We start from the raw sequence: 26893 nt of genomic DNA on the forward strand, positions 1-26893 counted from the left end.
CGCCCCGGCCGCGCCGCCGTACGCGGCCGTCCCGGCGCAGCCCGCGCCGGTGGCGCCGCCCGCCGGCCCGCGCGGCCGGACCGGTTCGCCGATCATCGATCCGGGCCTGCAGCCCGCGCTGATCACCGCCGGCGTGGCCGCGCTGCTGGCCGGCGGCGCCGCGCTCGGGCAGGTGGCGCTGGCACTGGTGGTGGCGCTGCTCCAGGTGCTGACGGCGGCCGGCTGGTTCCGGCTGAACGGGATGTGGCCGGCCCGCCAGGGCATCGCGCTCGCCGCGCTGGCTGGGCTGACCGCGGACGCGGCGGTGCTGCTGGCGGACTCCGAGGGCAGCGTGGCGGCGGTGGTCGGCACGCTGGGCGGGTTCTTCCTGTTGGTCCTGGTGCTGCAGACGTTCCGCCCCTCGGACCCGAAGGAGCGGTTCTACGCGCTGACGGTGCTCGGCTCGGCCACGGTGGTGACGGCGCTGTGCACCTCGCTGCTGGTGGCCGACTGGGTGCCGGCCGGGGTGGGCGCGGTCGCGCTGGCCACCGTGCTGGCCGCGGCGCCGCTGCCCGGTCCGAAGCTGCTGGGCCCGGTGCTGGGCCTGGCGGCGGCGGTGCTGCTGGGTCTGCTGGTGGGCGCGCCGCCGGCGCTGGGGGTGCTGGCGGGGCTGGGTGCGCTGGTCGGCCGACGCGTCGCGGCGTACGACTTCCCGTCCCGGTTCGTGCACATGACGGCGGGTGTGGCGTTGCCGCTGGCGGTGGCCTCGCCGCTGATCTGGATCGCCACGGACCTGCTGGCCGGCTGACACCCGGTCGACGACCGCGCGTCCCGCTCCGGAACCATGCTCCGGGGCGGGACGTCGTACGGTCGGGCGGGAACGGCCTCGGCCGGGGGCCGCCATGGAACACCGGGCAGGGAACGCCGGCGGGGAACGCCGGGCGAGGAACACCGAACGAGGACAGCGAACGACAAGGGCGACCGGCGACGACGGGGAGTGCGATGCGCGGATGGCTGAAGGCGACGATCGGCCTGGTGGTGCTCGCCGGCCTGCTGGTCGGCGCCGACCGGATCGCGGTCGGGGTGGCCGAGGACCAGGCCGCCGACCGGATGGTGAGCAGCGGCCGGATGAGCCAGCGGCCGGACATCTCGATCGAGGGCTTCCCGTTCCTCACCCAGGCGCTGTCGATGAAGCTGGACGACGTCCGGATCTCCTCCGACGGCCTGACCGTCGGCGACGGCGGCCGCCAGGTGGCGCTGCGCTCCTTCAAGGCCCGGCTGTCCGGCGTCACGGTGAGCGACAGCCTGAAGAGCGCCACGGTGGACAGCGGCACCGGCAGCGGCCTGATCTCGTACGCGGACCTCGCGCAGCTGCTGCCGCCGGCCTCCCAGCTGATGTCGGGGGCGGGCAAGCTGCCGGTGGGCGGCAACACCCGGCTGGCCCTGTCGTACGGCGGGCCGGGCAAGATCAAGGCCGCGCTGGGGCCGATCGCGGTCGGCGAGGGTTCGCTGCACAACAGCGGGAGCACCGTCACGGTGGACGGCTTCCAGCTCAGCGCGCTGGCCGGGATGTTCGCCGGGGTCACCGACCAGCGGCTGGCGCCGATGAGCTTCACCCTCGACTCGCTCCCGGCCGGGCTGAAGCTGGCCGACAAGGACGGGGCGACGCCGCTGCCGGAGGGCGTGCAGCTGACCTTCGAGGGCAAGGGCGTCAAGCTGCTGGGCTGACCGGCCGGTCACTTCCACTCCCGTGCCGTCCCCTCCGTCCGCCCCCTCCCTCCGTTCCTTCCGTTTCTTCCGTCTCCTGCGTTCCGCTCCGCGAGACGCGCCGTCCGGCGCGGATCGCGGAGCGGTGTCGTTTCCGCCCGTTGTGGGCCGCCCGGGGCCGCCGGTCCGGGGCGGGACGGCCGCCCCGCAGGCCATGAAAGAGTCAAATCTCGGCATTCGGGCTATTCAGTCTCGACATTCGGTACGCTGATGACAGCGGGCCTTCGGTGTCCCTAGCATCGTCGACATGAAGCGACAGACGGATCTCACGAAGCGGCGGGCGGTCGACCTGTGCCGCGTGGCCGCCTGTCTGTGTCGAATGCGCTAACTCGGCGTTTTGGCTGGGCAGTTGAAGCCCGCCGCCGATTTTCCCGGTGACCTTGCCCGGCCACCCCGGCCGGCCGTCGCCGCCGCACCCCGCAGCTCCCCGCCCGGTCGGCCCGGACCACCACCCTCGTCCCAGTATTCGGACAGGAATTCGGACCGCAGTCGCCCGGGTACCCAGCAGCACCTCCCGAGCAGAACCTTCCGCACACCGCCCTCGGATGGAGAACACCACCATGAGCCGCAGCGACGTCCTGGTCGACGCCGACTGGGTCCAGGCCCACCTGGACGACCCGAAGGTCGTCATCGTCGAGGTCGACGAGGACACCTCCGCGTACGACAAGAACCACATCCGCAACGCCGTCCGGATCGACTGGAAGCAGGACCTCCAGGACCCGGTCCGCCGCGACTTCATCGACCAGGCCGGCTTCGACGCGCTGCTCAGCGCCAAGGGCATCGCCAACGACGACACCGTCGTGCTCTACGGCGGCAACAACAACTGGTTCGCCTCGTACGCCTACTGGTACTTCAAGCTGTACGGCCACGGTGACGTCCGCCTGCTGGACGGCGGCCGCAAGAAGTGGGAGCTGGACTCCCGCGACCTGGTCGCCGAGGTGCCGGCCCGCGAGGCCACCGAGTACCGGGCGCAGGCCGTCGACTCCTCGATCCGCGCCTTCCGCGACGACGTGCTCGCGGCCATCGGCCAGCTCAACCTGGTCGACGTCCGTTCGCCCGACGAGTTCTCCGGCAAGCTGCTCGCCCCGGCGCACCTCCCGCAGGAGCAGTCGCAGCGCCCCGGCCACGTGCCGAGCGCCCGCAACATCCCGTGGGCCAAGAACGCCAACGACGACGGCACCTTCAAGAGCGACGACGAGCTCAAGGCGCTGTACGAGGCCGAGGGCATCGACCTGGCGAAGGACACCATCGCCTACTGCCGCATCGGCGAGCGCTCCGCGCTCACCTGGTTCGTCCTGCACGAGCTGCTCGGCCAGGAGAACGTCAAGAACTACGACGGTTCGTGGACCGAGTACGGCAGCCTCGTCGGCGTGCCGATCGAGCTCGGCAGCAACTGAGCCCGCGGCTCGACCGTCGTCAGAAGGGAAGACAAGACATGTGCGGTGCGAAGGCCGGCGGCCCGGACCTGGCAGGAGTTGACGTGGCGAACGAAACGATCATCCAGGGTTCGGTGACCCGCGACGGTGAGCCGGTCAACGGCTACGTCCGGCTGCTCGACGAGGGGGGCGAGTTCACGGCCGAGGTGCCCACCTCGGCGACCGGCCAGTTCCGGTTCTTCGCCCGCCCGGGCAAGTGGACCCTGCGCGCGCTGGTGCCGGGCCAGACCGTGGACCGTCAGGTGGTGGCCTCCCAGGGCACCGCCGTCGAGGTCGCGATCGCGGTCTGATCGGCGCCCGATCGACCCGATCCACCTGATCCGCCCGATCCACCAGATCCGCGGACGAAGTACACCGAGGGCCCTGCCGCGGCAGGGCCCTCGGTCGTACCGTGGAGGCGTGCAGACAAGGCGGCGGCGGCACTACTACTTCGCCCTGATGGGCGTCTGCCTGGGCCTGTTCGTGCTGGCCTGGGGCGTGGTGAGGTTCTTCTCCGTGCCCGCCGCGATCGGCATGTGCGTGGTCGCGATGGTGATCCCGCCGGCCGCCGCGGTGTTCGCCAACAAGCGGGACCCGGACGACGACTGGTGGAACGACCCGCGCTGGGACGACCCGAAGTGGGACGATCCCGGACACGACCGGGACCGCCCCGACCACGAGGAGCACCCGTAGGCGTCAGTAGACGAGTGCCTGGACGTTGTCCGCCATGATCTCGCTGACGAAGACCTGCGCGCCCGCGATCCGGACGCCCTCGACGGTGTCCTGCTGCACGATCCCCCGGCGGGCCGCACACTGGGTGCACAGCGTCACCGAGCCGCTCGCGAGGATCGCCTCCAGCAGGTCCGGAAGCGGTGCCGCGTGCGGCAGTTCGAACTCCGCCGCCCGCCCCGGCAGGGCGAACCAGGAGGACTCCCCGGTCAGCCAGAGCGAGACCTCGATCCCGCTGGCGACGGCCACCGCCGCGACGGTGAACGCCTGCGAACACCGCTCCGGCGCATCGGCCCCGGCGGTGACCTTGATGACGAGTTTCTTCGACATGGCGCCACCTTAGAGGGCTCGCGGCCCCCGCTCGCCGTCATCCCAGGATCCCTTGGGGAAACCTTGGACGGCGGGGGAGAGTCGGCGCGAACGATGACGTGGTGGGGCTCACCGCGACCGGCCGATGACCGGCGGATAGAGTGAGCGGCAGCAAAATCCACCACACTGTCGCCGCCTGGGAGCCACCCGTGTCCGGTCTGGAAATCTTCTTCGACGGTCTGCTGGCCCTCATGGCCGTGCTGATCACCTGGTTCGCCATCTTCTCGGTGATGAAGCTCTACCAGGGCCAGCGCTGATCCTGCCGTACGGTTGAGGCAGCCCACACCGACGACGACAGCGACCAGGAACATGATCGAGATCCCCTCTGACCTCCACAAGGACGTCGTCCCGCTCGCCTTCCTCCTCGGCACCTGGGAGGGCGCGGGCGTTTACGCCCCGTTGCCAGATGAAGAGGGCCCTGGCGCCGAGAAGTGCAACTTCGGCCAGGAGATCGTGATCCGGCACGACGGCCGGCCCTTCCTGGAGTTCCGCTCCCGCACCTGGGTGCTGGACAACGAGGGCGAGAAGGTCCGTCCGCTGGAGAACGAGCACGCGTTCTGGCGCATCACCAGCAACCACGACGGCACCAGCGGCGTCCGCGGGATCGAGATCTCCTCCGTCCGCGACGACGGCACCGTGGAGATCTGGTACGGCGAGCTGGCCGACGGCAAGCCGCAGATCGACGTCTCCACGGACGCGGTCGCCCGGATCGAGGGCTCGCCGGAGTACTCGGGCGGCAAGCGGCTGTACGGCTTCGTCAACGAGGAGCTGCTCTGGGTCGGCGAGAAGGCCGCCCCGAACGTGCCGCTGCGCCCGTACATGTCGGCCCAGCTGAAGAAGGTGCTCAGCCCGGCCCAGCTGATCAAGGACATCAACGACCTGCCGGACGACGGCATCGCGTTCTTCAAGTGAGCCCGGCGCTCCGCTGAGCGGTACGGCTTTCGCGTGAGGTAGGGACCGGCCGCCGGCCGGTCCCTACACTTGCCTCAGGACCCCCGACCTTGGCAGGGACAGCACCGTGGCGGACACCGGCACCACCGACTGGCAGCTCTCCGGCGACTGGAAGGCCGACCTGCGCGAACGCGGCTACCGGCTGACCCCGCAGCGGCAGCTCGTACTCGAAGCCGTCGACCGCCTCGACCACGCCACCCCCGACGAGATCCTCTGCCACGTCCGGCAGACCGCGAGCGGCGTCAACATCTCCACCGTCTACCGGACCCTGGAGCTGCTGGAGGAACTCGGCCTGGTCTCGCACGCCCACCTCGGCCACGGCGCCCCGACCTACCACCTGGCCGGCCGCCACCACCACCTGCACCTGGTCTGCCGGGACTGCGACAAGGTCTCCGAGACCGGCACCGAGATCGCCGAGCCGCTGATCAGCAGCCTGCGCGAACAGCACGGATTCGACACCGACCTCAAGCACTTCGCCATCTTCGGCCGCTGCGCCGACTGCACCGCCAAGCTCGCGGACGGCCGGTCGTAAGCTGGCCGGTATGAAGAGCCCGCTGCTGAGCCTGCCCGGAGCCGTCCCCGCCGAAGGCGCCGACGAGGGCGTCGCCGCCCACTACGGCGACATCTTCCGCGAGCAACGCAACCTCGCGCAGGGCACCGGCTTCGTCGACCTCTCGCACCGCGGCGTGCTCACCGTCACCGGCCAGGACCGCCTGGCCTGGCTGCACCTGCTGCTCACCCAGCACGTCAGCGCGCTGGCGCCGCAGGAGGCCACCGAGGCGCTGGTGCTCTCCCCGAACGGGCACGTCGAGCACGCGCTCTACCTGGTCGACGACGGCACCACCACCTGGGCGCACGTCGAGCCGGGCACCCAGGAGGCGCTGCTGGGCTACCTGGAGAGCATGAAGTTCTTCTACCGGGTGGAGGTCGCCGACGCGACCGCCGAGTACGCCGTGGTGTACCTGCCGGCGGGCTCCACCGCCTCCGTCGAGGGCGTCGCGGCGGTGCGTGAACTCCCGTACGGGCGCGACCTGTTCGTGCCGCGCGCCGAGTTGGCGAAGCTGACCGCCGGGTACGGCCCGGCGGCGGGGGTCTGGGCGTACGAGGCGCTGCGGATCGAGGGCCACCGGCCGCGGCTGGGCTTCGAGACCGACCACCGGACCATCCCGCACGAGGTGGACTGGCTGCGCACCGCCGTCCACCTGCAGAAGGGCTGCTACCGCGGACAGGAGACCGTCGCCCGGGTGCACAACCTGGGCCGGCCGCCGCGCCGCCTGGTCTTCCTGCACCTGGACGGCACCGAGGAGACGCTGCCCCCGCACGGGACGCAGGTGCGGCTGGCCGCGGAGCCGGACGGGCGCCCGCTCGGCTTCGTCACCTCCTCGGCCCGCCACCACGAGCTGGGGCCGATCGCGCTGGCGATCGTCAAGCGGAACGTCCCGGTGGACGCGGTGCTGCTGGCCGGGACGGTGCCGGGCACCCAGGACGTGATCGTCCCGCAGTAGCCCGTGCGCCCGGCTGCGGTCAGACCTCCACGAGGACGGTGAACGGGCCGTCGTTCACCAGCGCCACCTGCATGTCGGCGCCGAACCGGCCCGTCTCCACCTTGGCGCCGAGCGCGCGCAGTTGGGCGACCACCTCGTCCACCAGGGGCTCGGCGACCGGGCCGGGGGCGGCGGCGTTCCAGGTCGGGCGGCGGCCCTTGCGGGCGTCGCCGTAGAGGGTGAACTGGCTGATCACCAGCAGCGGGGCCCCGAGGTCGGAGCAGGACTGCTCGACGCCCTCGTCGTCGGCGGGCAGCAGCCGCAGCGTCCACAGCTTGCGGGCCAGTTGGGCCGCCTTGGCCGGGGTGTCCTCGTGGGTGACGCCGACCAGGACGCAGAGCCCGGGCCCCTCGATCGCGCCGACGGTCTCTCCGGCCACGGTCACCCTGGCCTCGGTCACTCGCTGCACCACTGCTCGCGTGCCGCCATTGTGCCGGAGGCCCGGGGCGTGCCCGCCGGGCACCCGGTGCCGTGCCCGGCGGCACCCCGGGGCGTGCGGGAGGGGCGCGTGTGCAGGTGGTGCACGCTGGGTGGTGCACGCCTGCGCGGGGTCGGGCGCCGCTCTTCCTGCGGAAAGGTCCGGTCATATCAGCCACCCCCGTTCGCCAGGGGGCCGTTCGGGTGCACGGGCGGTGCGCCCGCGCCGGGCGGGGTGGCACGCTGGTGGACCGTACGGAGGGCCCGGCGCGCCATATGGTCCGCCGCACCGGGCCGGGCTCGGCCGGGAGGTCGAGCCGGTAGGTCAGGCGTTCTGGCGGCATCGCCCCGGTGGGTGGTTGCGGCCGGGAACCGGAACCTTCGGGGGTGGCCGGGCGTGCCAACGGACGGGACGCGTGAGCCCGTCGGGGGACGGGCCGGACCGGCGGCAGGGACGCAGTGCCGCGAGCGGGCGGGATCGGACGACGGCAGGTGGGTTGGTTGATGGACGCGAGCAGCGCGGCGTGGGACCGGTCCGGGCACGTGGCGGAGGTCGCCGGGGGCGCCGGGGCCCTGGGCACGGCGATAGAGCCCGACCTGGAGCGGCTGGGCCTGGACCAGCTGCGGATCCTGCGCCGGGAGACCCTGGAGCAGGAGGCCGACCTCTCCTACCTGCGGCGGCTGCTGCACGGGCGGATGGACATCCTGCGCGCCGAACTCGACCGCCGGCCCGGCGGCCCGCCCCGGCCGGCCGGACCGCCCGGGGCAGGCGGCGCCGACGGGCCCCCCGGCGACCTGCTGGACCGCCTCCCGGCCATCCTGACCGACGCGCCCTCCACCGTGCGGCGCTCGGCCCGGCACGTCACGCTCGGGCCGCCGCGCGGCCACGAGTCCCAGCTGGAGGCGGCCGAGCTGATGGGGGACGTCCAGCTCGCCGACCTGGCCGCGCACCCGGCGGAGGAGCTGCTGGCCGCGCTGGAGCGGCTGCGCGCGCACGAGCGCGAGGTGTCCGGGCGGCGGCAGCGGCTGCTGCGGACGGCCGACGGTTGCAGCGCGGAGATCACCCGCAGGTACCGTGATGGGGAAGCACGGGTCGAGGACCTGCTCGCAGGGGGGCCGCTCTGACCGGGTGAGGTACCACGGGCGGGCGGGGCCCGGTCCACCCTCACCCCCGGAAGGCTCCCGCCATGTCCCAGTCCGCCACCCCGCCCGTCGTCCTCGCCGAGGTCATACGCTCGGGCTTCACCGAGGGCCGCCACCACGGCTCCCTGGTGCTGCTCGCCGCCGACGGCTCGGTGGAGTTCGCGCTCGGCGACCCCGACGCTCCGGTCTTCCCCCGGTCGACCGCCAAGCCGTTCCAGGCGGTGGCCACGCTGCGGGCCGGGCTGGCGATCGAGGGCGAGCTGCTGGCGCTGGCCGCCTCCAGCCACTCCGCAGAATCGTTTCATCTCGATGCTGTCCGGGCCATCCTGAGCTCCGCCGGGCTCGACGAGTCCGCCCTGCGCACCCCGGCCGACCTCCCGCTGGACGAGACCGAGGCGGAATTGCTGCTCGGCTCCGGCGGCCGCCGCGCCCCCGTCCTGATGGACTGCTCCGGCAAGCACGCCGGCTGGCTCGCCGCCTGCGTCGCCAACGGCTGGGACACCGCGAGCTACCTCGACCCCGGGCACCCGATCCAGCTGCTGGCCCGCGAGGCCTTGGAGGAGGGCACCGGCGAGACCGCCACGCACGCCGGGGTGGACGGCTGCGGCGCGCCGCTGCTGGCCGTCACGCTGACCGGCCTGGCACGCGGCTACCGCGGCCTGGTGCTGGCCGCCGAGGGCACGGCGCCCCGCCGGGTGGCCGACGCGATGCGCGCCCACCCCGAGTACGTGGCCGGCACCCGCCGGGCCGACACCTGGCTGATGCGGGCCGTCCCCGGCGCGCTGTCCAAGATGGGCGCCGAGGCCGTCCAGGTGGTGGCGCTGCCGGACGGGCGGGCGCTCGCCTTCAAGATCGACGACGGCGGCGAGCGGGCCCGCGGCCCGGTGCTGGCGGCCGCACTGCGCCGGCTCGGGGTGACCGGCGCGGACGAGACCGTCGAGCGGATCGGGGCGGCCCCGCTGCTGGGCGGCGGCGTCCCGGTCGGGCAGGTGCGGGCGGCCTTCTAGCGGCCTCCCACGGCCTCCCGGGGGCCTGCAAGGGGCCTCCCCGGGGCCTGTCGCGGCCTGCAAGGGGCCTGGCAGCGGCCTTCCAGGGGATGCGGGGCGGCCGGAGGCGGCCGTCGGCGTGCGGGCGGAGCGGCGGCGGTGCACGGTGGACCGGGGGCCGTCGCACAGCTGAGGGAGTCCGCCATGACTGACCACGTGTACCGGGTGACCGAGATCGTCGGATCCTCGACCGAGAGCGTCGACGCCGCGATCCGCAACGGGGTGGAGCGGGCCTCCCGGACGCTGCGCAACCTCGACTGGTTCGAGGTGACGCAGGTCCGGGGCCACCTGGAGGACGGCGGGGTGAAGCACTACCAGGTCGGACTGAAGCTCGGCTTCCGGCTGGAGGACTGAGCCCGCTTCCGCGGCCCGGCCCAGGCCCGCTCGCAGCCCGTCCCGCAGCCCCGCTCCACAGCCCCGCCGTCGGCCCCGGCCGCCCGGTCAGCGTTCGGGCAGCACCAGCGGCACCCCGGTGCGCGGGTGCGCCAGCACCTCGACCGGGTGGCCGTACACCTCGCTGAGCAGCGGGGCGCGCAGCACCTCGGCGACCGGCCCGTCGGCGACCGTCGACCCGGCGTTCAGCAGCACCACCCGGTCCGCGTAGGCCGCCGCCAGGGACAGGTCGTGCAGCACCACGACCACGCCGTCCCCGGCGGCGGCTCGCTCCCGGGCGACCCGCAGCACCAGCTCCTGGTGGCGCAGGTCGAGGGCGGCGGTCGGCTCGTCCAGCAGCAGCAGCGGGGCGCGCTGGGCCAGCACCCGGGCCAGCGCCACCCGGGCCCGCTCGCCGCCGGACAGGGCGGTGAACGGGCGCCCGGCGAAGGCGGCGGACTCGGTGGCGGCCATCGCCTCGGCGACCACGGCCTCGTCCTCGGCGGCGGCGGCCGTGCCGGTCCAGGGGGCGCGGCCCATCCGGACCACCTCGTCGGCGGGGAACGGGAAGGACAGCGCGGCGGACTGCGGCAGCAGCGCGCGGTGCAGGGCGAGCTCGGCGGCGCCGTAGCCGGCCAGCGGGCGGCCGCGCAGCCGGACCTCGCCGCCGTCCGGCCGGACGTCGCCGGCCAGGACGGACAGCAGGGTGGACTTGCCGGCGCCGTTCGGTCCGAGCAGCGCGACCACCTCTCCGGCGGCGACCCGCACCGACGCGCCGTCCAGCAGGGCGCGCCCGCCGATGGTCAGCCGGACGGTCTCGGCGGTCAGCAACTCGCTTCCGGGCAGGGGCCGTTCGGGCACCTCCCGGGGGGTTCGCAATCTCATGCCCAGCCTCCCTGCCTGGTCCTGGTGCGGCGCAGCAGCCAGAAGAAGAACGGACTGCCGATCAGTGCGGTGAGCACCCCGAGCGGCAGCTCGGCCGGCTCGGCGACGGTGCGGGCGGCGAGGTCGGCGGCCACCAGGACCAGCGCGCCGCCGAGCGCCGAGGCGGGCAGCAGGAAGCGGTGGCCGGGCCCGGCCAGCATCCGCAGCAGGTGCGGGACGACCAGCCCGACGAAGCCGATGATGCCGCTGACCGCGACGGCCGCGGCGGTGAGCAGCGCGACGACGGTGATCAGCACCAGCCGCATCCGTTCGACGTCCACCCCGAGGTGGCGGGCCGGGCGTTCGCCGAGGGCCAGCAGGTCCAGCTTGCGGGCGTACAGCGGGGCGACGGCCAGGCCGACGGCGGCGAACGGCAGGACGGCGAGCACCTTGCCCCAGGTGGCCTGGGAGAGCGAGCCGAGCTGCCAGAAGGTGACCTGGCTGATCGCGGCGGAGTCGGCGGTGAACAGGAAGATCCCGATCAGCGCGCCGCAGAAGGCGTTCACGGCGACCCCGGTGAGGATCAGCGTGACCACCTCGGTGCGTCCGCCGGAGCGGGCCATCAGGTACACGGCGAAGACGGTCAGCAGGCCGCTGGCGAAGGCGAAGGCGGTGATCGTCCAGCTGCCGAGGGCGTCCAGGCCGAGCACGATGCAGGCCACCGCGCCGACCGCGCCGCCCGAGGAGACGCCGATCACGGCGGGCTCGGCCAGCGGGTTGCCGAACACGCCCTGCATCAGCGCCCCGGCGCAGCCGAGCGAGCCGCCGACCAGCAGGGCGAGCACCACCCGGGGGAGCCGGACGTTCCACAGCACCGACTCGGGCACCCGGTCCAGGGCGTGCCCGCCGAGGCCGAGCCGGTGGGCGGCGGAGGCCAGGATGTCGCCGAGCGGGATGCGGTAGGCGCCGATGCCGGCGGCGAGCAGGGCGCAGAGCACCAGGGCGGCGGCGAGCCCGGCGGTGATCAGGGTGGTCCTGCTGACGGCGGGCGCGGTCTTCGCCCGTACGGCGGTGGTCACTTGGCGTCCGCCGGGTAGAGCTGGGCGGCGATCTCGCGGAGCACCTGGGGGGTGCGCGGGCCGTAGCTGAGCAGTTGGCCGTCCTCGATCGAGACGATCCGGCGGTCGAGGCCGGCCGGGGTCTGGGCGACGCCGGGCAGCTTGAGCAGGCCGTCGACGCCGCCGACCGAGTCCAGGCCCTTGCTCATCACCAGGATGGCGTCGGGCGCGGCCTTGACCAGGGCCTCGCTGGTGAGCGGGGTGAAGTCGCCGGTGAGGCCGGCGGCGGTGCCGGCGTCCTGGCCGCCGACCGCCTCGATCAGCGAGCCGGCGCCGGAGGCGGGCCCGCCGAGCAGGTAGACGGAGGCGCTGCCGCGCAGGTAGAGGAAGGCGACCTTGGGGTGGCGGGCGGCGGCCGGGGCGGCGGCCCTGGCCTCGTCGATCCGCTGTTCGGTGCGCTCCTTCAACTGCCGTCCGGCGTCCGGGACTCCGAGGGCGGCGGCGACGGTGTCGATGCGCGGGCCGACGTCGGCGAGCCGCTTGGCGTCGTCCAGGACGAGCAGCGGGACGCCGGCCGCGCGGATCTGCGCGATGGCCTCGGCCGGGCCGGTGGAGCGGTCGGCGAGGACGACGGTGGGGTGCAGCGACAGCACGCCCTCGGCGGACACGTCGTGGGCCTGGGTGATCACCGGCAGGGCGGTGGCCTGCTGGAAGGTGGTGGAGACGTCCCGGGCGACCACCTTGGGGCCGAGGCCGAGGCTGAACACCAGCTCGGAGAGGCTGCCGTTGAGCGGGATGATCCGCTCGGCGCTGGTGACGGTGACCTGGCGGCCGTCGACGGAGGCGGTGGTGGCCGGGAGCTGCGGGACGGGTTCGACGGGCAGCGGCTCGACCGCGTCGGGGGCCCGGGAGGAGCTCGCCGCGGCCGCTCCGGTGGTGGTGCCGGACGGGCCGCAGGCGGTGAGGGCGAGCAGCAGGCCGAGGGCGAGCAGCAGGAGGGCGGGCCCGCGGGCCGCCCCGGTTCGGATCGTACTGCTGCTCAACGCGCTTCCCTTCGATGGGAGTTGTCGCCGCTCCGGTCCTGGTGGAGGGGTTGCGGCGGGACTCTTGACTCATATATTAGGTTAGCCTTACCTGAGTTCCGCAAGGGGGTCGGCGCCACGCCCGACCCCTTCCTTGCCGCGTCCTTCACCGCCACTGACCGCACCCCGCCGAGGAGTGATCCGCCGTGCCCCTGTCCAGCCGGCTCCGCCGTCTGGCCGCCACCCTGGTGGCCGCCCTCGCCGCCCTGCTGGCGGTGGGCCTCTCACCCGGCCCGGCGCACGCGGCGGAGGGCAAGGTCGCCGGCGGGCGGCTGGACTGGGGCATCAAGCAGTCCTTCCTGACGTACATCACCGGTCCCATCGCCAAGGGGAGTTGGACGCTCAACGGCGGCGCGGCCACGGTCGGCGGCAGCACCTTCCGGTTCCACTCCGCGACCGGCGGCTACGACCCGGCGACCGGTGCGCTGACCGCCGCCTTCTCCGGCGGGGTCCGGTTCACCGGGCACCAGGAGAACGGCGCCAACGCGCTCGACCTGAGCCTCGCCCGGCTCACCGTCCGGGCCGTCCAGGGCGGCGCGGCCGGGCTGTACGCCGACGTCAGCAGCAAGTCCAAGGACACCGGGCAGGTCAGCAGCGCGAGCCAGGCCAAACTGGCCGAGCTCTCACTGGCCGGCGTCGACCTGCGCGGCGCGGCCGGCACCCTGACGCTCAGCAACGTGCCGGGCACCCTCACCGACGCCGGGGCCAAGGCCTTCGGCAACTTCTACCCCGCCGGGACGGCCCTGGACCCGCTCACCCTCTCGGTCAACCTGCCCGCCGCGCAGCCGACTTCGCCGGCCCCGTCGCCGACCGCCGCGGCCACCCCCTCGGCGGCCGCCGTGCCGACGCCGTCGGCGACCGCCGAGACCCCGTCCGCCGAGACCCCGACCACCCCGCCCGGCGCCCAGGCCCCCGCCAGGACCGAGTTCGCCAACGGCGCCCTCGACTGGGGCGTGCGCCGCACCTTCCGCGACTACGTCACCGGCGCGATCGCCCAGGGCCGCTGGGAACTCGGCGCCGGCGCGGCGGACGGCGGCGCCTACTTCCGCTGGACCCCGGCCAAGGGCGGCTACGACCCCGCCAACGGCGACCTCACCGCCGCCTTCACCGGCACCGTGCGCTTCACCGGGCTGCGCAGCGGCGACACCTACGGCCTGGACCTCACCCTCGCCAACCCGGGCGTCACCGTGGCCGGCGGCCAGGGCCGACTGGTCGCGGACGTCTCCGGCCGGACCCCGGACGGCGCCACCCAGCAGCTCACCGGCGTCGAGCTGGCCGCCTTCGACCCGGCCGGCCTCAAGCCCGAGGGCGGCCTGCTGAAGGCCGTCGAGGTGCCGCTGAAGCTCACCGAGGGCGGCGCCAAGGCCTTCGGCGGCCTCTACCCGGCCGGCACCGAAATGGACCCGCTGAGCTTCGCCGTCGCGCTCGACCCGGCCGCGGCGCTGCCCCCGCTGCCCGACCTCGGCAGCGCCCCGGCCACCGCGCCGAGCGCCACCGCGACCCCCGCCACCAGCCCCTCCGCCGCGCCCGTCGCCTCCTCCTCCCCGGGCGGCTTCCCGGTGGCGGCCGTGGCCGGCGGCGCCGTGCTGGTGGCCGCGCTCGCCGTGACCGGCGGCCTGCTCGTCCGGCGCCGCCGCGCGGCCGCCGCGTCGGGCGCGGGCGCCGACGGCGGCCCCGGCGATGCGCCGGGCCCCGGCGACGCGGCCTGACACCCCGGAGCGTCCCCCCGCTCCCTCCCCCCGCCCCATCCGAACGGAGTACCCACCATGTCCCGCAACCGCACCCGGCTGGCCGCCCTCGCGGCCGCCACCGCCGGCCTCGGCCTGACCGCCCTCGGCGCCCCCGCACTGGCCTTCGGCGCGGGCGGCCCCGGCAGCGTCACGTACGACACCGGCGCGCTGGACTGGGGCGTGAAGGCCAGCTTCCGCAGCTACGTCAGCGGCCCGGCCTCCCAGGGCGGCGCCATCGAACTGACCGGCGGCGCCACCACCAACGCCGACGGCACCTTCCACTTCGGCCTGGCGAACGCCACGTACGACCTCGCCACCCACGCGCTGAGCTCCTCCTTCACCGGCGGGGTCCGCTTCACCGCCCACCACGGCGCGCTGGACGTCGCCCTCAGCGACCTCAAGGTCACCACCGCCGGGACGACCGGCACGCTCACCGCCGACACCGCGTCCAAGGAGTCGATGGGCGCCACCGAGGTCACCCGACGGGACGACGTGCCGCTGGTGACGTTCACCGTCGGGCGGGACACCACCACCGGGGTGCCGACGGCGGCGAAGCTGACCGAGCAGGGCGCCAAGGCCTTCGCGGGCTTCTACGCGGCCGGGACGGACATGGACCCGCTGTCGCTGCTGCTGAAGCAGAGCCCGGCGACGCCGTCGCCGACGGCCACGGCGACCGTCACCGCTTCGCCGACGGCCCCGACCCCGACCCCGACATCGACCCCGACCGCCACGGGCACGCCGACCGCCTCGCCGTCCGCCACCGGCACGCCGTCGGCCACGCCCTCCGCCACGCCGTCGGCCACCGCGACGCCGTCCGCGACGCAGTCGCCGAGCGCCACCGCCTCGCCGTCCACGAGCGCCACCCCGTCCGCGACCGGGACCCCGGCGCCCACCGGTGCCCCCGGCCGGCTGCCGGTGCTGAACGGCACCCTCGACTGGACGGTCAAGGAGAGCTTCCGCGCGTACCTGGCCACCCCGATGGCGAGCGGCAAGGTCGAGTTCGGCGGCGGCGCGGCCGACTACCGCTTCGGCGGCGCCACCGGCGGCTACAACACCGCCGACCACTCGCTGACCGCCGCGTTCGACGGCTCGGTCCGCTTCCTCGGCCACCCCGGCAAGGACGGCTGGGCGCTCGACACCACGCTCTCCAAGCTGGGCCTGACGATCGACCAGGGCGGCGCCTTCCTGACCGCCGACGTGAACGGCAAGTCCCCCGACGGCAAGGCGACGTCGCTGAGCGGCGCGCGGATCGCCAAGCTGGACGTGCCCGCCTCCGCCCTGAAGCCGGTCAACGGCGTGGTGACGCTCTCCGGCGTCCCGGCCACGCTCACCGCCGAGGGCGTCCCGGTGTTCTCCAACTACCCGGCGGGCACGGCCCTGGACCCGGTCAGCGCCACCCTGGCGTTCGACAAGGACGCCAAGCTGCCGGCCACCCCGCCGACCGCCGGGTCCGGTGCCGGCGCCGGTGCTGGTGGCGCCGACCAGCCTGCCGGAGGCCAGGGTTCGGGCACCGGCGCGGTCGGCGGCGCCTCGCTGACCACCGGCGGCGGCTTGACCGGTGCGGGCGGTGCGGGCGGCGTGCTGGCCGCCACCGGTTCGCAGACCCCGGTGGTCCCGCTGCTGGCCACCGCGGCCGGTCTGCTGCTGGTCGGCGGCAGCGCCACCGTGCTGGTGCGCACCCGGCGCGGCGCGCGCTCCTGACGCACCCCCGGGACGCGCGACGGCCCCGGCGAGCAACCGCTCGCCGGGGCCGGCCCGTTGGCGCACCCGGGCGGGTGCGTCTTACGGGAAACGTTCAGGCGCTCAGCGGGTAGCGCGCGTCCAGGTCCCGGAAGACCGCGCCGTTGAGCACGAAGGCCCGCTTGCACTCCTCGACCACCCGGCGCCGCTCCACCTCGTCCATCGCCAGCCCGGCCGCGTCCAGCCGGGCCCGGTAGTCGCGCTTGAAGGCGGCCGGGTTGTCGACCTCCTCGAAGACGTAGAACCGCACGCCGTCGCCCTTGCGCTCGAAGCCCCAGGTCTTCTCGGCGATGCCGCGGATGATCTGACCGCCGGACAGGTCGCCCAGGTAGCGGGTGTAGTGGTGCGCGATGTACCCGGCCGGCCACGTCTCGGCCAGTTCCTCCACCCGCGCGACGTACGCGGCGGTGGCGGGCAGCGGCGCCAGGCCGTCCTGCCAGTCCGGCCCGCGCAGGTGCGCCAGGTCGCGCTCGATGGCGGCGGTGCGCAGCAGCGCCCGGTCGATGAAGGGCCCGGCGAGCGGGTGCTCCGCCAGGTGTCCGGCGCGGCTCTCCAGGGCCCGGTAGACGTACCAGAGCTGGCCGGTGAGGTCGGCGTAGGCCTCGATGCCGAGCCGTCCGCCCAGCAGGTGGCTCATGAACGAGGACTGTTCCGCGGCCTCGTGCTCCTCGCTGCTGGCGGTGCGGAGCGCGGTGGAGAACGGGACGGGCTCGGGCGTGGGCATGCGGCCTCCAGGATCGGATTCGGCCCCGACTGTTTTGGTTAGCCTAACCTAACAAGCCGTCTTGCCGACAGGCTGTCGGCAAGACGGCCGCTCCCGGCCCCGGACACGGCGAAGGCCGGGGCCCGCGGACGAATCCGCGAACCCCGGCCTCCGGCTGCCCCGACCTACCTCGAACTGCTCAGAACGATCTGATCGAACGAGATCGGAACGACGGCTCAGTGACCGCCCTGCTCCGCCAGACGCTTGATCGAAGCGGTGACCTCGGCCTCGGCCTCGGCGCGGCCGACCCAGTTGGCGCCCTCGACGGACTTGCCGGGCTCCAGGTCCTTGTAGACCTCGAAGAAGTGCTGGATCTCCAGGCGGTCGAACTCCGACACGTGGTGGATGTCCCGCAGGTGCTCCCAGCGCGGGTCGGTGGCCGGAACGCACAGCAGCTTGTCGTCGCCGCCGGCCTCGTCGGTCATCTGGAACATGCCGATGGCGCGGCACTTGATGAGGCAACCCGGGAAGGTCGGCTCGTCCAGGATCACCAGCGCGTCCAGCGGGTCGCCGTCCTCGCCGAGCGTGCCCTCCACGTAGCCGTAGTCGGCCGGGTAGCGGGTCGAGGTGAAGAGCATCCGGTCGAGCCGCAGCCGGCCGCTCTCGTGGTCGACCTCGTACTTGTTACGAGAGCCCTTCGGGATTTCGATAAGGACGTCGAATTCCAACGGTTCCTCCAAGGTAGGGACTGACAGAATCCAAGTGTCTCCTACGGGAGTGAGTGCTCGGGAAAGGGGCCGGTCGGTGGGAACAGGGGTCGGGGCGGCGCGCCGCCGCAGGGGGACGGCCGCCGGACTGTTCGGAGCGGCCCTGCTGGTCGCCGGAACGGTCCTGACCTCGGGCGGAGCGTACGCGCAGCCCTCCCCGGGCCCCGGCGGCCACAGCACCGAGCACGGCGAGGGCGACGGCCGGGGCGACGGCCGGGACGGCCGCGACGGCCGCGACGGTGGGAAGGGCGGTCGGGGGAGGGGCGACGGCAAGCCCGGACCGGGCGACACCCCGGCCACCCGCCCGGCCGAACAGCCCACCGCCCCCGGCACCGCCGCCGGCTTCACGCCCAGCGGCACCGGCTCCGTGGGCCCCACCGGCTCCGCCGCCGCCCCGGGTGGCGGCGCCCGCCCGGCCCCCGCCCCCGGCGCCGTCCTGGCCACCGTCGAGGCAGGCGGCTCCGCCGCCGCACCCACCGCCCAGGGCCTCCAGCAGGCGCTCGCCGCCGCCGTCGCCGACAAGAGCCTCGGCACCGTCACCTTCGCCGTCGCGGACGCCGCCGGCGGTCAACTCCTGTACGGCTCCGGCGAGAACACCCCGGGCACCCCCGCCTCCACCACCAAGCTGGCCACCGCGATCGCGGCCCTGTCGCTGATCCCCGGCGACACCCGGCTGACCACCCGGGTGGTCCGGGGCGCGGACCCCGGCACGATCACCCTGGTCGGCGGCGGCGACCCGACGCTCACCGCGCTGCCCGCCGACCAGGTCCAGATCGGTGGTCAGGCGGCCGATGCCGACACCGCCCCCGCCTCGCTCGACGCCCTGGCCCGGCAGACCGCCGCCGCCCTCAAGGCCGCCGGCACCACCACCGTCAAGCTCGACTACGACCTGTCGATGTACGCGGGCAACCCGCAGCACAAGAACCACGACGCGCAGAACATCGCCCTGGTCGTCCCGCTGATGGCCGACGAGGGCAGGGTGGACCCCAAGAGCCGTGACGAGGCGCCGGCCCGGGTCGCCGACCCGGCCGGGAAGGCCGCCGAGAGCTTCGCCGCCCTGCTCAAGGCCCAGGGCGTCACCGTCGAGGGCACGGCCAAGCCCGCCGCCGCCCCGGCCGCCCCCGCCGCCACCGTCCTCGGCCGGGTGGACTCGCCGACCGTCGCCCGGCTGGTCGAGCGCATGCTCACCACCTCCGACAACCAGCTCGCCGAGGCGATGGCCCGTCAGGCGGCCCTCGCCGCAGGCCAGCCGGCCGGCTTCGAGGGCGCCGCCACCGCCGTCACCCGGGAACTCGCCAAGCTCGGCGTGCCGATGACGGGCGTGTCCCTGAACGACGGCAGCGGACTGCACCCGGGCAACGCCGTCCCGCCGGCCGTCCTCGTCCAACTCCTCGCCCTGGCCGCCTCCGACCAGCACCCGGCCCTGCGCCCGGTCCTCACCGGCCTGCCCATCGCCGGCTTCACCGGCACCCTCGGCAAGCGCTACGGGAGCGGTTCGGGGGCCGCCGCCGCGGCCGGCCTGATCCGCGCCAAGACCGGCACCCTCAGCGGCGTCAACACCCTCGCCGGCACCGTCGTCGACGCCGACGGCCGCCTTCTCGCCTTCGCCGTCATGACCCGCACCACGGCCCCCGCCGACACCGCCCGCGCCGCCATGGACCGCATCGCCGCCCGCCTCGCCACCTGCGGCTGCCGCTGACCCGCCCGCGCCCCCGCCCCGGGCCCCGCCGGGGGCGGGGTGAGGGTGTTCGTCGCGGGTGGCTGCCGCTGGTGGGTGGGAGCACGTACGGTGAGGGCATGACGAGCGCGAGTGGCGGTGCTGGCATGGTCGACTGGAATCTCGCGGTCGCAACCGCGACCAGGTTGGTGCGGCCGGGGCCGGAGGTGAGTCGGGCGGAGGCGGCGGCCGTGGTCGCCGAACTGCGCCGGCACGCGCTGGAGGCCGAGGAGCACGTCCGGGCGTTCACGGGGATGCGGTCGAGCAGTCTGACGGCGGCCACCGCGACGCCGGTCCTGGTGGTGGACCGCCCGGGCTGGGTGCGGGCGAACGTGGCCGGCTTCCGCACGGTGGTCCAGCCGCTGGTGGAGAAGCTCCAGGCGCGCCGGGCGAGCAGCCCGACGGCGGGGGTGTTCGGCGCGGTGGGGGAGAAGGCCACCGGCATCGAGGTGGGCGCGCTGCTGGCGTTCCTGGCCGGGAAGGTGCTCGGCCAGTACGAGACCTTCGCCCCGGCGGAGCCTTCGCTGGAGGCCCCGGACAGCCCGGCGGCGCTGTTCGACAAGCCGCGGCTGGGGCCGGAGGGCCCGGGGCCGGGCCGGCTGCTGCTGGTGGCGCCGAACATCGTGCACGTCGAGCGGGAGCTGGACGTCGACCCGTCCGACTTCCGGCTCTGGGTCTGCCTGCACGAGGAGACGCACCGGACGCAGTTCACCGCGGTGCCGTGGCTGCGCGACCACATCCAGTCCGAGGTGCAGTCCTTCCTGGCGGAGACGGACGTGGATCCGGGCGCCCTGCTGGACCGGCTGCGGGACGCGGCGGGTTCGCTCGGCGGCGGGCTGCCGGGTGTCGGGGGCCGGGAGGGCGTGCCGTCGGCGGGGCTGATGGAGGTCGTCCAGTCGCCGGCGCAGCGCGAGATCCTGGGCCGGCTGACGGCGGTGATGTCGCTGCTGGAGGGCCACGCGGACGTGGTGATGGACGGGGTCGGCCCGGCGGTGGTGCCGACGGTGGCGGAGATCCGGGAGAAGTTCCAGCAGCGCCGGGACCGCGGGGCGAACCGGCTCGACCTGCTGTTGCGCCGGCTGCTCGGCATGGACGCCAAGCTGCGCCAGTACCAGGACGGCGCGGTGTTCGTGCGCGGGGTGGTGGAGCGGGTCGGCATGGAGGGCTTCAACCGGGTCTGGACCTCCCCGAACACGCTGCCGACCAAGGAGGAGATCCACGATCCGGCCGCCTGGGTCGCCCGCGTCGCCCGCTGAGGCGGGCGCGGACGGGGCTCGGACCCCAAGCGCCGCGCGGTGGTCGGTGGTGGTCAAACCCGCTCGTACGAGTGGTCCAATCGGGCAGCCGGAGGGTGAAGATACGTTTCTCCATTCACCCGAACGTGGGACGGTGGTCGTACCGGTGGCGCGGGTGGCGTAGCGGGGTGCTCCTTTCTGCCACCATCTGTGAGCGCCCGGTAACAGGGCGCTCATGAAGCTGCGCGGCCCAGCCGCGCGAGCCGCCGTCCTGTCCCCTCCGTCGAGGAGTCGTCCGCCGTGGGTCCACACCCCGCAGTCGCAGCGATACGCCTGGCCGTCCGCCGCACGCTCACCGACCTCGCCGCCGAGGCCGGTACCACCTTCACCGCGCCCGTGCGCGAGCCCCGCGAGCGCCCGGCCGGGGCGCCCCTGGTGGGCGCCGCCGTCGGCACCACCCTGATCGGCAACGCCGCCCGGCACCCGTCCGGACTGCCCCGGACCCCGGCCGCCCCCGGCTCCCCGCTGGTGCTGGTCGCCGTCAGCGGCGGCGCCGACTCGATGGCGCTGGCCATCGCCGCCGCCTTCGAAGCCCCCAAGATCGGCCTGCGGGTCGGCGCCGTCACCGTGGACCACGGCCTGCAGCCCGGCTCCGCCGACCGGGCCGCCCAGGTGGCCGAACGGCTGCGCTCGCTCGGCCTGGACCCGGTCGAGGCGATCCCGGTGCGCGTCGGCCGGTCCGGCGGCCCGGAGGCCGCCGCCCGGGACGCCCGCTACGCGGCCCTGGACGCGGCCGCCGAACGGCTCGGCGCGGTCGCGGTGCTGCTCGGCCACACCCGGGACGACCAGGCCGAGACGGTGCTGCTGGGCCTGGCGCGCGGTTCGGGCTCCCGCTCGCTGGCCGGGATGCCGGCGCAGAAGGGCCGCTACCGCCGCCCGCTGCTGGAGCTGGACCGGGCGGCCACCCGGCAGGCCTGCTCCGCCCAGGCGATCCCGGTCTGGGACGACCCGCACAACTGTGATCCCGCCTACACCCGCTCCCGGGTCCGGCACGAGGTGCTGCCGGTGCTGGAGAAGCACCTGGGCGGCGGGGTGGTCGAGGCGCTGGCCCGCACCGCCCGGCTGTTCCGCGACGACGCGGACGCCCTCGACCAGTGGGCCTCCCTGGCCGAACGCGACCTCCGGACGGGTGAGGGCGCCCTGGACGCCGTGAAACTCGCCGAACTCCCGCCCGCGGTCCGCCGCCGGGTGCTGCGCCGGGCCGCGCTGCGGGCGGGCTGCCCGGCCGGGGACCTGTTCGCGCGGCACCTGGAGACGATCGACCTGCTGGTCACCGGATGGCGCGGCCAGGGGCCGCTGCACCTACCCGGGGGCGTCGAGGCCACCCGCAGGTGTGGCACGCTGGTCTTTCGGCGGCAGGGCGACTGACGGGCGGGCATGTCCCGGGGTAGTCGGCCGCCGGCCACACAGACCCCGAACGTTTGAGGACGTATCCCCGGTGGACCAGAACGACATGGGCGCTGACCTCGCGAAGGTGCTCATCAGCAAGGACGAGATCGACGCCAAGCTCCTGGAGCTGGCCGAGCGCATCGACCGGGACTACGCAGGCAAGGACCTGCTGATCGTCGGCGTCCTCAAGGGGGCTGTGATGGTCATGGCCGACCTCGCCCGGGCCCTGCACTCGCAGGTCACCATGGACTGGATGGCGGTGTCCTCCTACGGCATGGGCACCAAGTCCTCCGGCGTGGTCCGCATCCTGAAGGACCTGGACACCGACATCGCCGGCCGGGACGTCCTGATCGTCGAGGACATCATCGACTCCGGTCTGACCCTGTCCTGGCTGCTGGGCAACCTGAGCTCGCGCGGCCCGGCCTCGCTGGAGGTCTGCGCCCTGCTGCGCAAGCCGGACGCGGCCAAGGTCGAGATCGACGTGAAGTACGTCGGTTTCGACATTCCGAACGAGTTCGTGGTCGGCTACGGCCTGGACTACGCGGAGAAGCTGCGTAACCTGCCCTTCATCGGGACGCTCGCTCCGCACGTCTACGGGGGCTGAGGACTCCGTTCGGGCTACGGATGGGAACAGGAGCCGGTTCCCGCCCGTTGGACCGGGGGGACCAAGAACGACGGCCGTGTCGCTGCGCTCCCGCCATGCGCGGGTGTGACTGCGGTACGGTCCATTAAAACCGCTCTTCACATGAGCACCGACCAGGATGCGCCGGCGGCACCCAGCCCGCGGCGCCGTTGAGTGGCAGGAGGGACGGGGCGGCAACGCCCCGCATGGATGGACGTCAAGCGATACTTCCGTGCGCCGATCATGTGGATCGTGCTGGCCGTCCTCGCCGTCATCGTCTTGATGCAGGTCGTTTCGGATTCGAACGGCTACAAGACGGTGGACACCGGGCAGGTCGTCGCGGCGATCGACGCCAAGCAGGTCAAGTCGGCGCAGATCACCACTGGTGACTCGAACACCATCAAGATCCAGCTGAAGGACGGCGCCACGCTGTCCAACGCCGGTACCGGCAAGACGCCGTCCGGCAGCAAGTTCCAGGCCTCGTACATCGGCGACCAGGGTGTTGCGATCGCCGACAAGCTCCAGGCCCAGATCAACGACAACGACCAGAGCACGCTCGCCGAGGGCTACACCATCAGCCCCGAGAAGCAGAGCACCTTCGTCAGCCTGCTGCTGTCGATGCTCCCGATCGTCATCATCGTCCTGGTCTTCCTGTTCCTGATGAATCAGATGCAGGGCGGCGGCTCCCGGGTCATGCAGTTCGGCAAGTCCAAGGCCAAGCTGCTCACCAAGGACACCCCGAAGACGACCTTCGCGGACGTCGCGGGCGCCGACGAGGCGGTCGAGGAGCTCCACGAGATCAAGGAGTTCCTCCAGGAGCCAGCCAAGTTCCAGGCCGTCGGCGCCAAGATCCCCAAGGGTGTGCTGCTCTACGGCCCGCCCGGTACCGGCAAGACCCTGCTGGCGCGTGCCGTCGCGGGCGAGGCCGGGGTGCCGTTCTACTCGATCTCCGGCTCGGACTTCGTCGAGATGTTCGTGGGTGTCGGCGCCAGCCGCGTCCGCGACCTCTTCGAGCAGGCCAAGGCGAACGCCCCGGCGATCGTCTTCGTCGACGAGATCGACGCCGTCGGCCGGCACCGCGGTGCGGGTCTGGGCGGCGGTCACGACGAGCGCGAGCAGACCCTCAACCAGCTGCTGGTCGAGATGGACGGCTTCGACGTCAAGGGTGGCGTGATCCTGATCGCGGCCACCAACCGCCCCGACATCCTGGACCCGGCGCTGCTGCGCCCGGGCCGCTTCGACCGTCAGATCTCGGTCGAGCGCCCCGACCTCCAGGGCCGGCTGGACATCCTCAAGGTGCACCAGAAGGGCAAGCCGATCGCGCCCGACGTCGACCTCTCGGCCGTCGCCAAGCGCACCCCCGGCTTCACCGGCGCGGACCTGTCGAACGTCCTCAACGAGGCCGCTCTGCTGACGGCCCGTTCGGACAAGAAGCTGATCGACAACGGCATCCTGGACGAGGCGATCGACCGCGTCGTGGCCGGTCCGCAGAAGCGCACTCGGATCATGTCCGAGCGGGAGAAGAAGATCACCGCGTACCACGAGGGCGGCCACGCCCTGGTGGCGGCGGCGTGCCCCAACAGCGACCCGGTGCACAAGATCACGATCCTCTCGCGCGGCCGGGCCCTCGGCTACACCATGGTGCTGCCGGACGAGGACAAGTACTCCACCACCCGCAACGAGATGCTCGACCAGCTGGCCTACATGCTGGGCGGGCGCGCGGCGGAGGAGCTGGTCTTCCACGACCCGACCACCGGTGCGTCGAACGACATCGAGAAGGCCACCGCCACCGCCCGGGCCATGGTGACCCAGTACGGCATGACCGAGCGGCTCGGCGCCATCAAGTTCGGCTCGGACAACGCGGAGCCGTTCCTGGGCCGTGAGATGGGCCACCAGCGCGACTACTCGGAAGAGGTCGCCGGGCTGGTGGACGAAGAGGTCAAGAAGCTCATCGAGAACGCGCACAACGAGGCCTGGGAGATCCTGGTCGAGAACCGCGACGTGCTCGACAACCTGGTTCTGGAGCTCCTGGAGAAGGAGACCCTGAACAAGGAGCAGATCGCGGAGATCTTCGCCACGATCGTCCGGCGCCCGGCCCGGCCGGCCTGGACGGGCTCGTCCCGTCGCACGCCGTCCACCCGGCCTCCGGTGCAGTCCCCGAAGGAGCTGGCGCTCACCAACGGCGCCGCCGCGATCGACACCGCCCCGGTGGACATCGTGAAGCTCCCGCCGCTGCCGAGCGCGGAGCCGCCCGCCGAGGGCTGATCCCGCGCACCGTACGGAATGGATGCCGCGTCACCGGGGTTTGTACCCTGGAGACGCGGCATCCGTGCTGTTCAGCAAAGTCGTCCCAAGTAAGCGAGGCCCGCATGATCGACCCGGTGACGCTCGACGGTCCACCCACCGTCGGGACCTTCGACCAGAAGCGGGCCGAGAACGCCATCCGCGAGCTGTTGCTCGCCGTGGGTGAGGACCCGGACCGCGAGGGGCTGCTGGAGACCCCGGCCCGGGTCGCGCGCGCCTACAAGGAGATATTCGCGGGCCTCTGGCAGGAGCCCGAGGACGTCCTCACCACCACCTTCGACCTCGGGCACGACGAGATGGTGCTCGTGAAGGACATCGAGCTGACGTCCGTCTGCGAGCACCACCTGGTGCCGTTCCGCGGCGTGGCGCACGTCGGGTACATCCCGTCCGCCAGCGGCAAGATCACCGGCCTGTCCAAGCTGGCCCGGCTGGTGGACGTCTACGCCCGCCGCCCCCAGGTGCAGGAGCGGCTGACCAGCCAGGTGGCCGACGCGCTGATGCGGATCCTGGAGCCGCGCGGGGCGATCGTCGTGGTCGAGTGCGAGCACATGTGCATGTCGATGCGCGGCATCCGCAAGCCCGGCGCCAAGACCATCACCTCGTGCGTCCGCGGCCAGCTGCGCGACCCGGCGACCCGGGCCGAGGCGATGAGCCTCATCATCGGCCGATAGCGCAACGGCCGGCCGGTCCCTCGGACCGGCCGGCCGTCGCCTGCCCGCGCCACCCGCCCGCGTCAGCCGAGCCGCTCGCCGATCCACTCCAGCGAGGACGGCAGCTCACGGGTCCAGCTGTCGAAGTTGTGGCCGCCGTCGTCCAGGTAGAGCGAGTCGACCTTGAACTGCGGGTTGGCCGCGGCGACCTGCTGGGCGTGGCCGACGAACTGGAGGGTCTGCGCGAAGTCGCCCTCCTTGCGGGAGGAGACCACCAGCAGCGAGAGGGCGGGGGCCGGGAGGTTCGTCAGCCGCCAGTCGAGGTCGCTCTGCTGCGCCAGGACGGCGTCGCCGGCGAACAGGTCGCCGCCGGTGAACTGGTCCTCCTTGACCTTGTACTCGCTGTGCAGGCCCACCCCGCTGCCGTAGACGTTCGGGAAGCGCATCGCCAGCCGCAGCGCGCAGCTGCCCCCGGTCGAGTAGCCGAAGACGGACCAGGAGGCGGCCGAGCGGCCGGTCCGGTAGGCGGTGCGGAGCGCCTCCGGCAGGTCCTTGGTGAACCAGGTCTCGGCGCGCGGGCCGCCGGGGACGTCCACGCACTCGGTGTCGCGCGGTGGGGCGACCGTCGGGCGGGCCATGACCACGATGGTCGGCGGCATCTTGCCGGACTTCTGCAGCTCGCCCGCGGTGCGCAGGACGGGCAGCTCCTTGATCAGGTTGAGCGTGGTGCCGGGGAAGCCGGAGATGGCGACCAGGACGGGGAAGCGGACCAGGGCGAACTTCGGGTCGAAGTACTCGGGCGGCAGATAGACGAACAGCTGGTCGGACAGCCCGGTCTCCTTGCCGGTGACCCGGACCGATTCGACCTTGCCGGTCTCCTCGGGCGGGCCCTTGGGCAGGTCGGTGACGGTCTCCAGACCGCCCTCGGTGGTCGGCTGGACCGGCGTGTCCGAGGCCGAGGTGCCGCCCTTGTGGTTCTCGTTGCTGGTCAGCGCGAGCTTGGTGCTGCCGGGGCTGAGCAGGTCATCCCACGAGGTGTAGAACCCGAAGGAGTTGTTCACCGCCAGCGCCAGCACGGCCACGACCGCGACTTGAGTGACGGTCAGCAGGCCGATCCGGCCGAGGACGGGCAGCGGGCGCTGGCGCGCCAGCCGCGGCCAGAGCCACAGGGTGGTGACGAGAGCCGCGGCGCCGAGTGCGAGCAGCGAGTTCACCAGTGCGTCGCTGGTCAGTTCCATGC

At 73.6% G+C, this 26893-nt stretch carries 28 protein-coding genes; 20 read left to right on the top strand and 8 right to left on the bottom strand.

All coding sequences use genetic code 11. The features are described from left to right. From ACFWPT_RS16835 to ACFWPT_RS16860, 6 genes are all read left to right on the top strand, one after another. Positions 1 to 787: hypothetical protein (locus tag ACFWPT_RS16835; protein ID WP_380482406.1), on the top strand; the 787-nt coding region annotated here is incomplete at its 5' end. A 194-nt stretch (positions 788 to 981) separates the two neighbouring features. Beyond that, a complete protein-coding gene (locus ACFWPT_RS16840; protein ID WP_380378127.1) occupies positions 982 to 1707 on the top strand; it encodes a DUF2993 domain-containing protein in 726 nt (241 codons plus the stop codon). A gap of 286 nt (positions 1708 to 1993) precedes the next feature. Next, positions 1994 to 2074, top strand: a complete 81-nt coding sequence (locus ACFWPT_RS16845; RefSeq protein WP_350517234.1) for an Ms5788A family Cys-rich leader peptide — start codon at positions 1994 to 1996, stop codon at positions 2072 to 2074. Positions 2075 to 2306: 232 nt separating this feature from the next. After that, entirely contained in the window at positions 2307 to 3143 is an 837-nt protein-coding gene (locus ACFWPT_RS16850; RefSeq protein WP_350885168.1) for a sulfurtransferase, read from the top strand. A gap of 38 nt (positions 3144 to 3181) precedes the next feature. Next, positions 3182 to 3472, top strand: a complete 291-nt coding sequence (locus ACFWPT_RS16855; protein WP_030059605.1) for a DUF1416 domain-containing protein — start codon at positions 3182 to 3184, stop codon at positions 3470 to 3472. A 109-nt stretch (positions 3473 to 3581) separates the two neighbouring features. Further along, positions 3582 to 3854: a DUF3099 domain-containing protein gene (locus tag ACFWPT_RS16860; protein ID WP_079135696.1), complete on the top strand. Its 273-nt coding sequence runs from the start codon at positions 3582 to 3584 to the stop codon at positions 3852 to 3854. 3 nt (positions 3855 to 3857) lie between these two features. Here the strand turns inward: ACFWPT_RS16860 and ACFWPT_RS16865 are convergent, their stop codons facing one another. Then, on the bottom strand, positions 3858 to 4220 hold the full coding sequence (locus ACFWPT_RS16865) for a DsrE family protein (protein WP_063348267.1): 363 nt from the start codon (positions 4218 to 4220) through the stop codon (positions 3858 to 3860). A 348-nt stretch (positions 4221 to 4568) separates the two neighbouring features. Here ACFWPT_RS16865 and ACFWPT_RS16870 point away from each other — a divergent pair, with 348 nt between their 5' ends. The 3 genes from ACFWPT_RS16870 (at position 4569) to ACFWPT_RS16880 (ending at position 6715) form a co-directional block, all read left to right on the top strand. Then, entirely contained in the window at positions 4569 to 5171 is a 603-nt protein-coding gene (locus ACFWPT_RS16870) for an FABP family protein (RefSeq protein ID WP_063348266.1), read from the top strand. A 106-nt stretch (positions 5172 to 5277) separates the two neighbouring features. Next, positions 5278 to 5742 carry a transcriptional repressor gene (locus ACFWPT_RS16875; RefSeq protein WP_363376753.1) on the top strand — a complete coding sequence of 155 codons (465 nt, stop codon included), beginning with the start codon at positions 5278 to 5280 and terminating at the stop codon, positions 5740 to 5742. Positions 5743 to 5752: 10 nt separating this feature from the next. Continuing rightward, positions 5753 to 6715 (top strand): YgfZ/GcvT domain-containing protein, encoded by a 963-nt coding sequence (locus ACFWPT_RS16880; protein ID WP_380482409.1) that lies wholly within the window; start codon positions 5753 to 5755, stop codon positions 6713 to 6715. Positions 6716 to 6734: 19 nt separating this feature from the next. Here the strand turns inward: ACFWPT_RS16880 and dtd are convergent, their stop codons facing one another. After that, positions 6735 to 7217, bottom strand: coding sequence for a D-aminoacyl-tRNA deacylase (dtd, locus tag ACFWPT_RS16885; protein WP_380482411.1), 483 nt, complete (start codon positions 7215 to 7217; stop codon positions 6735 to 6737). A 458-nt stretch (positions 7218 to 7675) separates the two neighbouring features. Between dtd and ACFWPT_RS16890 the strand changes: the two genes are divergently transcribed. From ACFWPT_RS16890 to ACFWPT_RS16900, 3 genes are all read left to right on the top strand, one after another. After that, positions 7676 to 8296, top strand: a complete 621-nt coding sequence (locus tag ACFWPT_RS16890) for an ABC transporter substrate-binding protein (RefSeq protein WP_380341865.1) — start codon at positions 7676 to 7678, stop codon at positions 8294 to 8296. A gap of 62 nt (positions 8297 to 8358) precedes the next feature. After that, on the top strand, positions 8359 to 9321 hold the full coding sequence (locus ACFWPT_RS16895) for an asparaginase (RefSeq protein ID WP_063348262.1): 963 nt from the start codon (positions 8359 to 8361) through the stop codon (positions 9319 to 9321). Positions 9322 to 9504: 183 nt separating this feature from the next. Next, entirely contained in the window at positions 9505 to 9714 is a 210-nt protein-coding gene (locus tag ACFWPT_RS16900; RefSeq protein ID WP_063348261.1) for a dodecin, read from the top strand. A gap of 87 nt (positions 9715 to 9801) precedes the next feature. On the opposite strand, the gene ACFWPT_RS16905 is transcribed toward ACFWPT_RS16900, so the two are convergent. The 3 genes from ACFWPT_RS16905 to ACFWPT_RS16915 are packed head-to-tail and all read right to left on the bottom strand — an operon-like array spanning position 9802 to position 12697. After that, on the bottom strand, positions 9802 to 10617 hold the full coding sequence (locus tag ACFWPT_RS16905; RefSeq protein WP_380341872.1) for a heme ABC transporter ATP-binding protein: 816 nt from the start codon (positions 10615 to 10617) through the stop codon (positions 9802 to 9804). Further along, complete coding sequence (locus tag ACFWPT_RS16910) at positions 10614 to 11675, bottom strand: iron ABC transporter permease (RefSeq protein WP_363625016.1); 1062 nt, start codon at positions 11673 to 11675, stop codon at positions 10614 to 10616. The genes ACFWPT_RS16905 and ACFWPT_RS16910 overlap by 4 nt, the downstream gene beginning before the upstream one ends. Beyond that, entirely contained in the window at positions 11672 to 12697 is a 1026-nt protein-coding gene (locus tag ACFWPT_RS16915; RefSeq protein ID WP_079135695.1) for an ABC transporter substrate-binding protein, read from the bottom strand. The genes ACFWPT_RS16910 and ACFWPT_RS16915 overlap by 4 nt, the downstream gene beginning before the upstream one ends. 185 nt (positions 12698 to 12882) lie before the next feature. Between ACFWPT_RS16915 and ACFWPT_RS16920 the strand changes: the two genes are divergently transcribed. Further along, positions 12883 to 14445: an HtaA domain-containing protein gene (locus tag ACFWPT_RS16920; protein ID WP_380378132.1), complete on the top strand. Its 1563-nt coding sequence runs from the start codon at positions 12883 to 12885 to the stop codon at positions 14443 to 14445. Between the two features lie 57 nt (positions 14446 to 14502). Continuing rightward, positions 14503 to 16167 carry an HtaA domain-containing protein gene (locus ACFWPT_RS16925; RefSeq protein ID WP_380482413.1) on the top strand — a complete coding sequence of 555 codons (1665 nt, stop codon included), beginning with the start codon at positions 14503 to 14505 and terminating at the stop codon, positions 16165 to 16167. 94 nt (positions 16168 to 16261) lie between these two features. Here ACFWPT_RS16925 and ACFWPT_RS16930 read toward each other — a convergent pair whose 3' ends face one another. Both ACFWPT_RS16930 and ACFWPT_RS16935 read right to left on the bottom strand, forming a co-directional pair. Beyond that, complete coding sequence (locus tag ACFWPT_RS16930) at positions 16262 to 16930, bottom strand: heme oxygenase (biliverdin-producing) (protein WP_063348257.1); 669 nt, start codon at positions 16928 to 16930, stop codon at positions 16262 to 16264. A gap of 215 nt (positions 16931 to 17145) precedes the next feature. Next, positions 17146 to 17637: an inorganic diphosphatase gene (locus ACFWPT_RS16935; protein ID WP_063348256.1), complete on the bottom strand. Its 492-nt coding sequence runs from the start codon at positions 17635 to 17637 to the stop codon at positions 17146 to 17148. Between the two features lie 76 nt (positions 17638 to 17713). Here ACFWPT_RS16935 and dacB point away from each other — a divergent pair, with 76 nt between their 5' ends. The 6 genes from dacB (at position 17714) to folE (ending at position 25674) form a co-directional block, all read left to right on the top strand. Then, positions 17714 to 19375: a D-alanyl-D-alanine carboxypeptidase/D-alanyl-D-alanine-endopeptidase gene (gene dacB, locus ACFWPT_RS16940; protein ID WP_380482415.1), complete on the top strand. Its 1662-nt coding sequence runs from the start codon at positions 17714 to 17716 to the stop codon at positions 19373 to 19375. Between the two features lie 98 nt (positions 19376 to 19473). Then, positions 19474 to 20649 carry a zinc-dependent metalloprotease gene (locus ACFWPT_RS16945; protein WP_380482417.1) on the top strand — a complete coding sequence of 392 codons (1176 nt, stop codon included), beginning with the start codon at positions 19474 to 19476 and terminating at the stop codon, positions 20647 to 20649. 279 nt (positions 20650 to 20928) lie between these two features. Further along, on the top strand, positions 20929 to 22056 hold the full coding sequence (tilS, locus tag ACFWPT_RS16950) for a tRNA lysidine(34) synthetase TilS (RefSeq protein WP_363376734.1): 1128 nt from the start codon (positions 20929 to 20931) through the stop codon (positions 22054 to 22056). Positions 22057 to 22126: 70 nt separating this feature from the next. Beyond that, on the top strand, positions 22127 to 22681 hold the full coding sequence (gene hpt, locus ACFWPT_RS16955) for a hypoxanthine phosphoribosyltransferase (protein WP_063348252.1): 555 nt from the start codon (positions 22127 to 22129) through the stop codon (positions 22679 to 22681). 228 nt (positions 22682 to 22909) lie between these two features. Continuing rightward, entirely contained in the window at positions 22910 to 24964 is a 2055-nt protein-coding gene (gene ftsH, locus ACFWPT_RS16960; protein ID WP_063348251.1) for an ATP-dependent zinc metalloprotease FtsH, read from the top strand. Positions 24965 to 25068: 104 nt separating this feature from the next. Then, positions 25069 to 25674 (top strand): GTP cyclohydrolase I FolE, encoded by a 606-nt coding sequence (gene folE, locus ACFWPT_RS16965; RefSeq protein ID WP_063348250.1) that lies wholly within the window; start codon positions 25069 to 25071, stop codon positions 25672 to 25674. A 62-nt stretch (positions 25675 to 25736) separates the two neighbouring features. Here the strand turns inward: folE and ACFWPT_RS16970 are convergent, their stop codons facing one another. Then, entirely contained in the window at positions 25737 to 26891 is a 1155-nt protein-coding gene (locus ACFWPT_RS16970) for an alpha/beta hydrolase (RefSeq protein ID WP_380378140.1), read from the bottom strand. Positions 26892 to 26893 lie beyond the last annotated feature (2 nt).

The organism is Kitasatospora sp. NPDC058478 (assembly GCF_042720345.1).
GTDB lineage: Bacteria > Actinomycetota > Actinomycetes > Streptomycetales > Streptomycetaceae > Kitasatospora.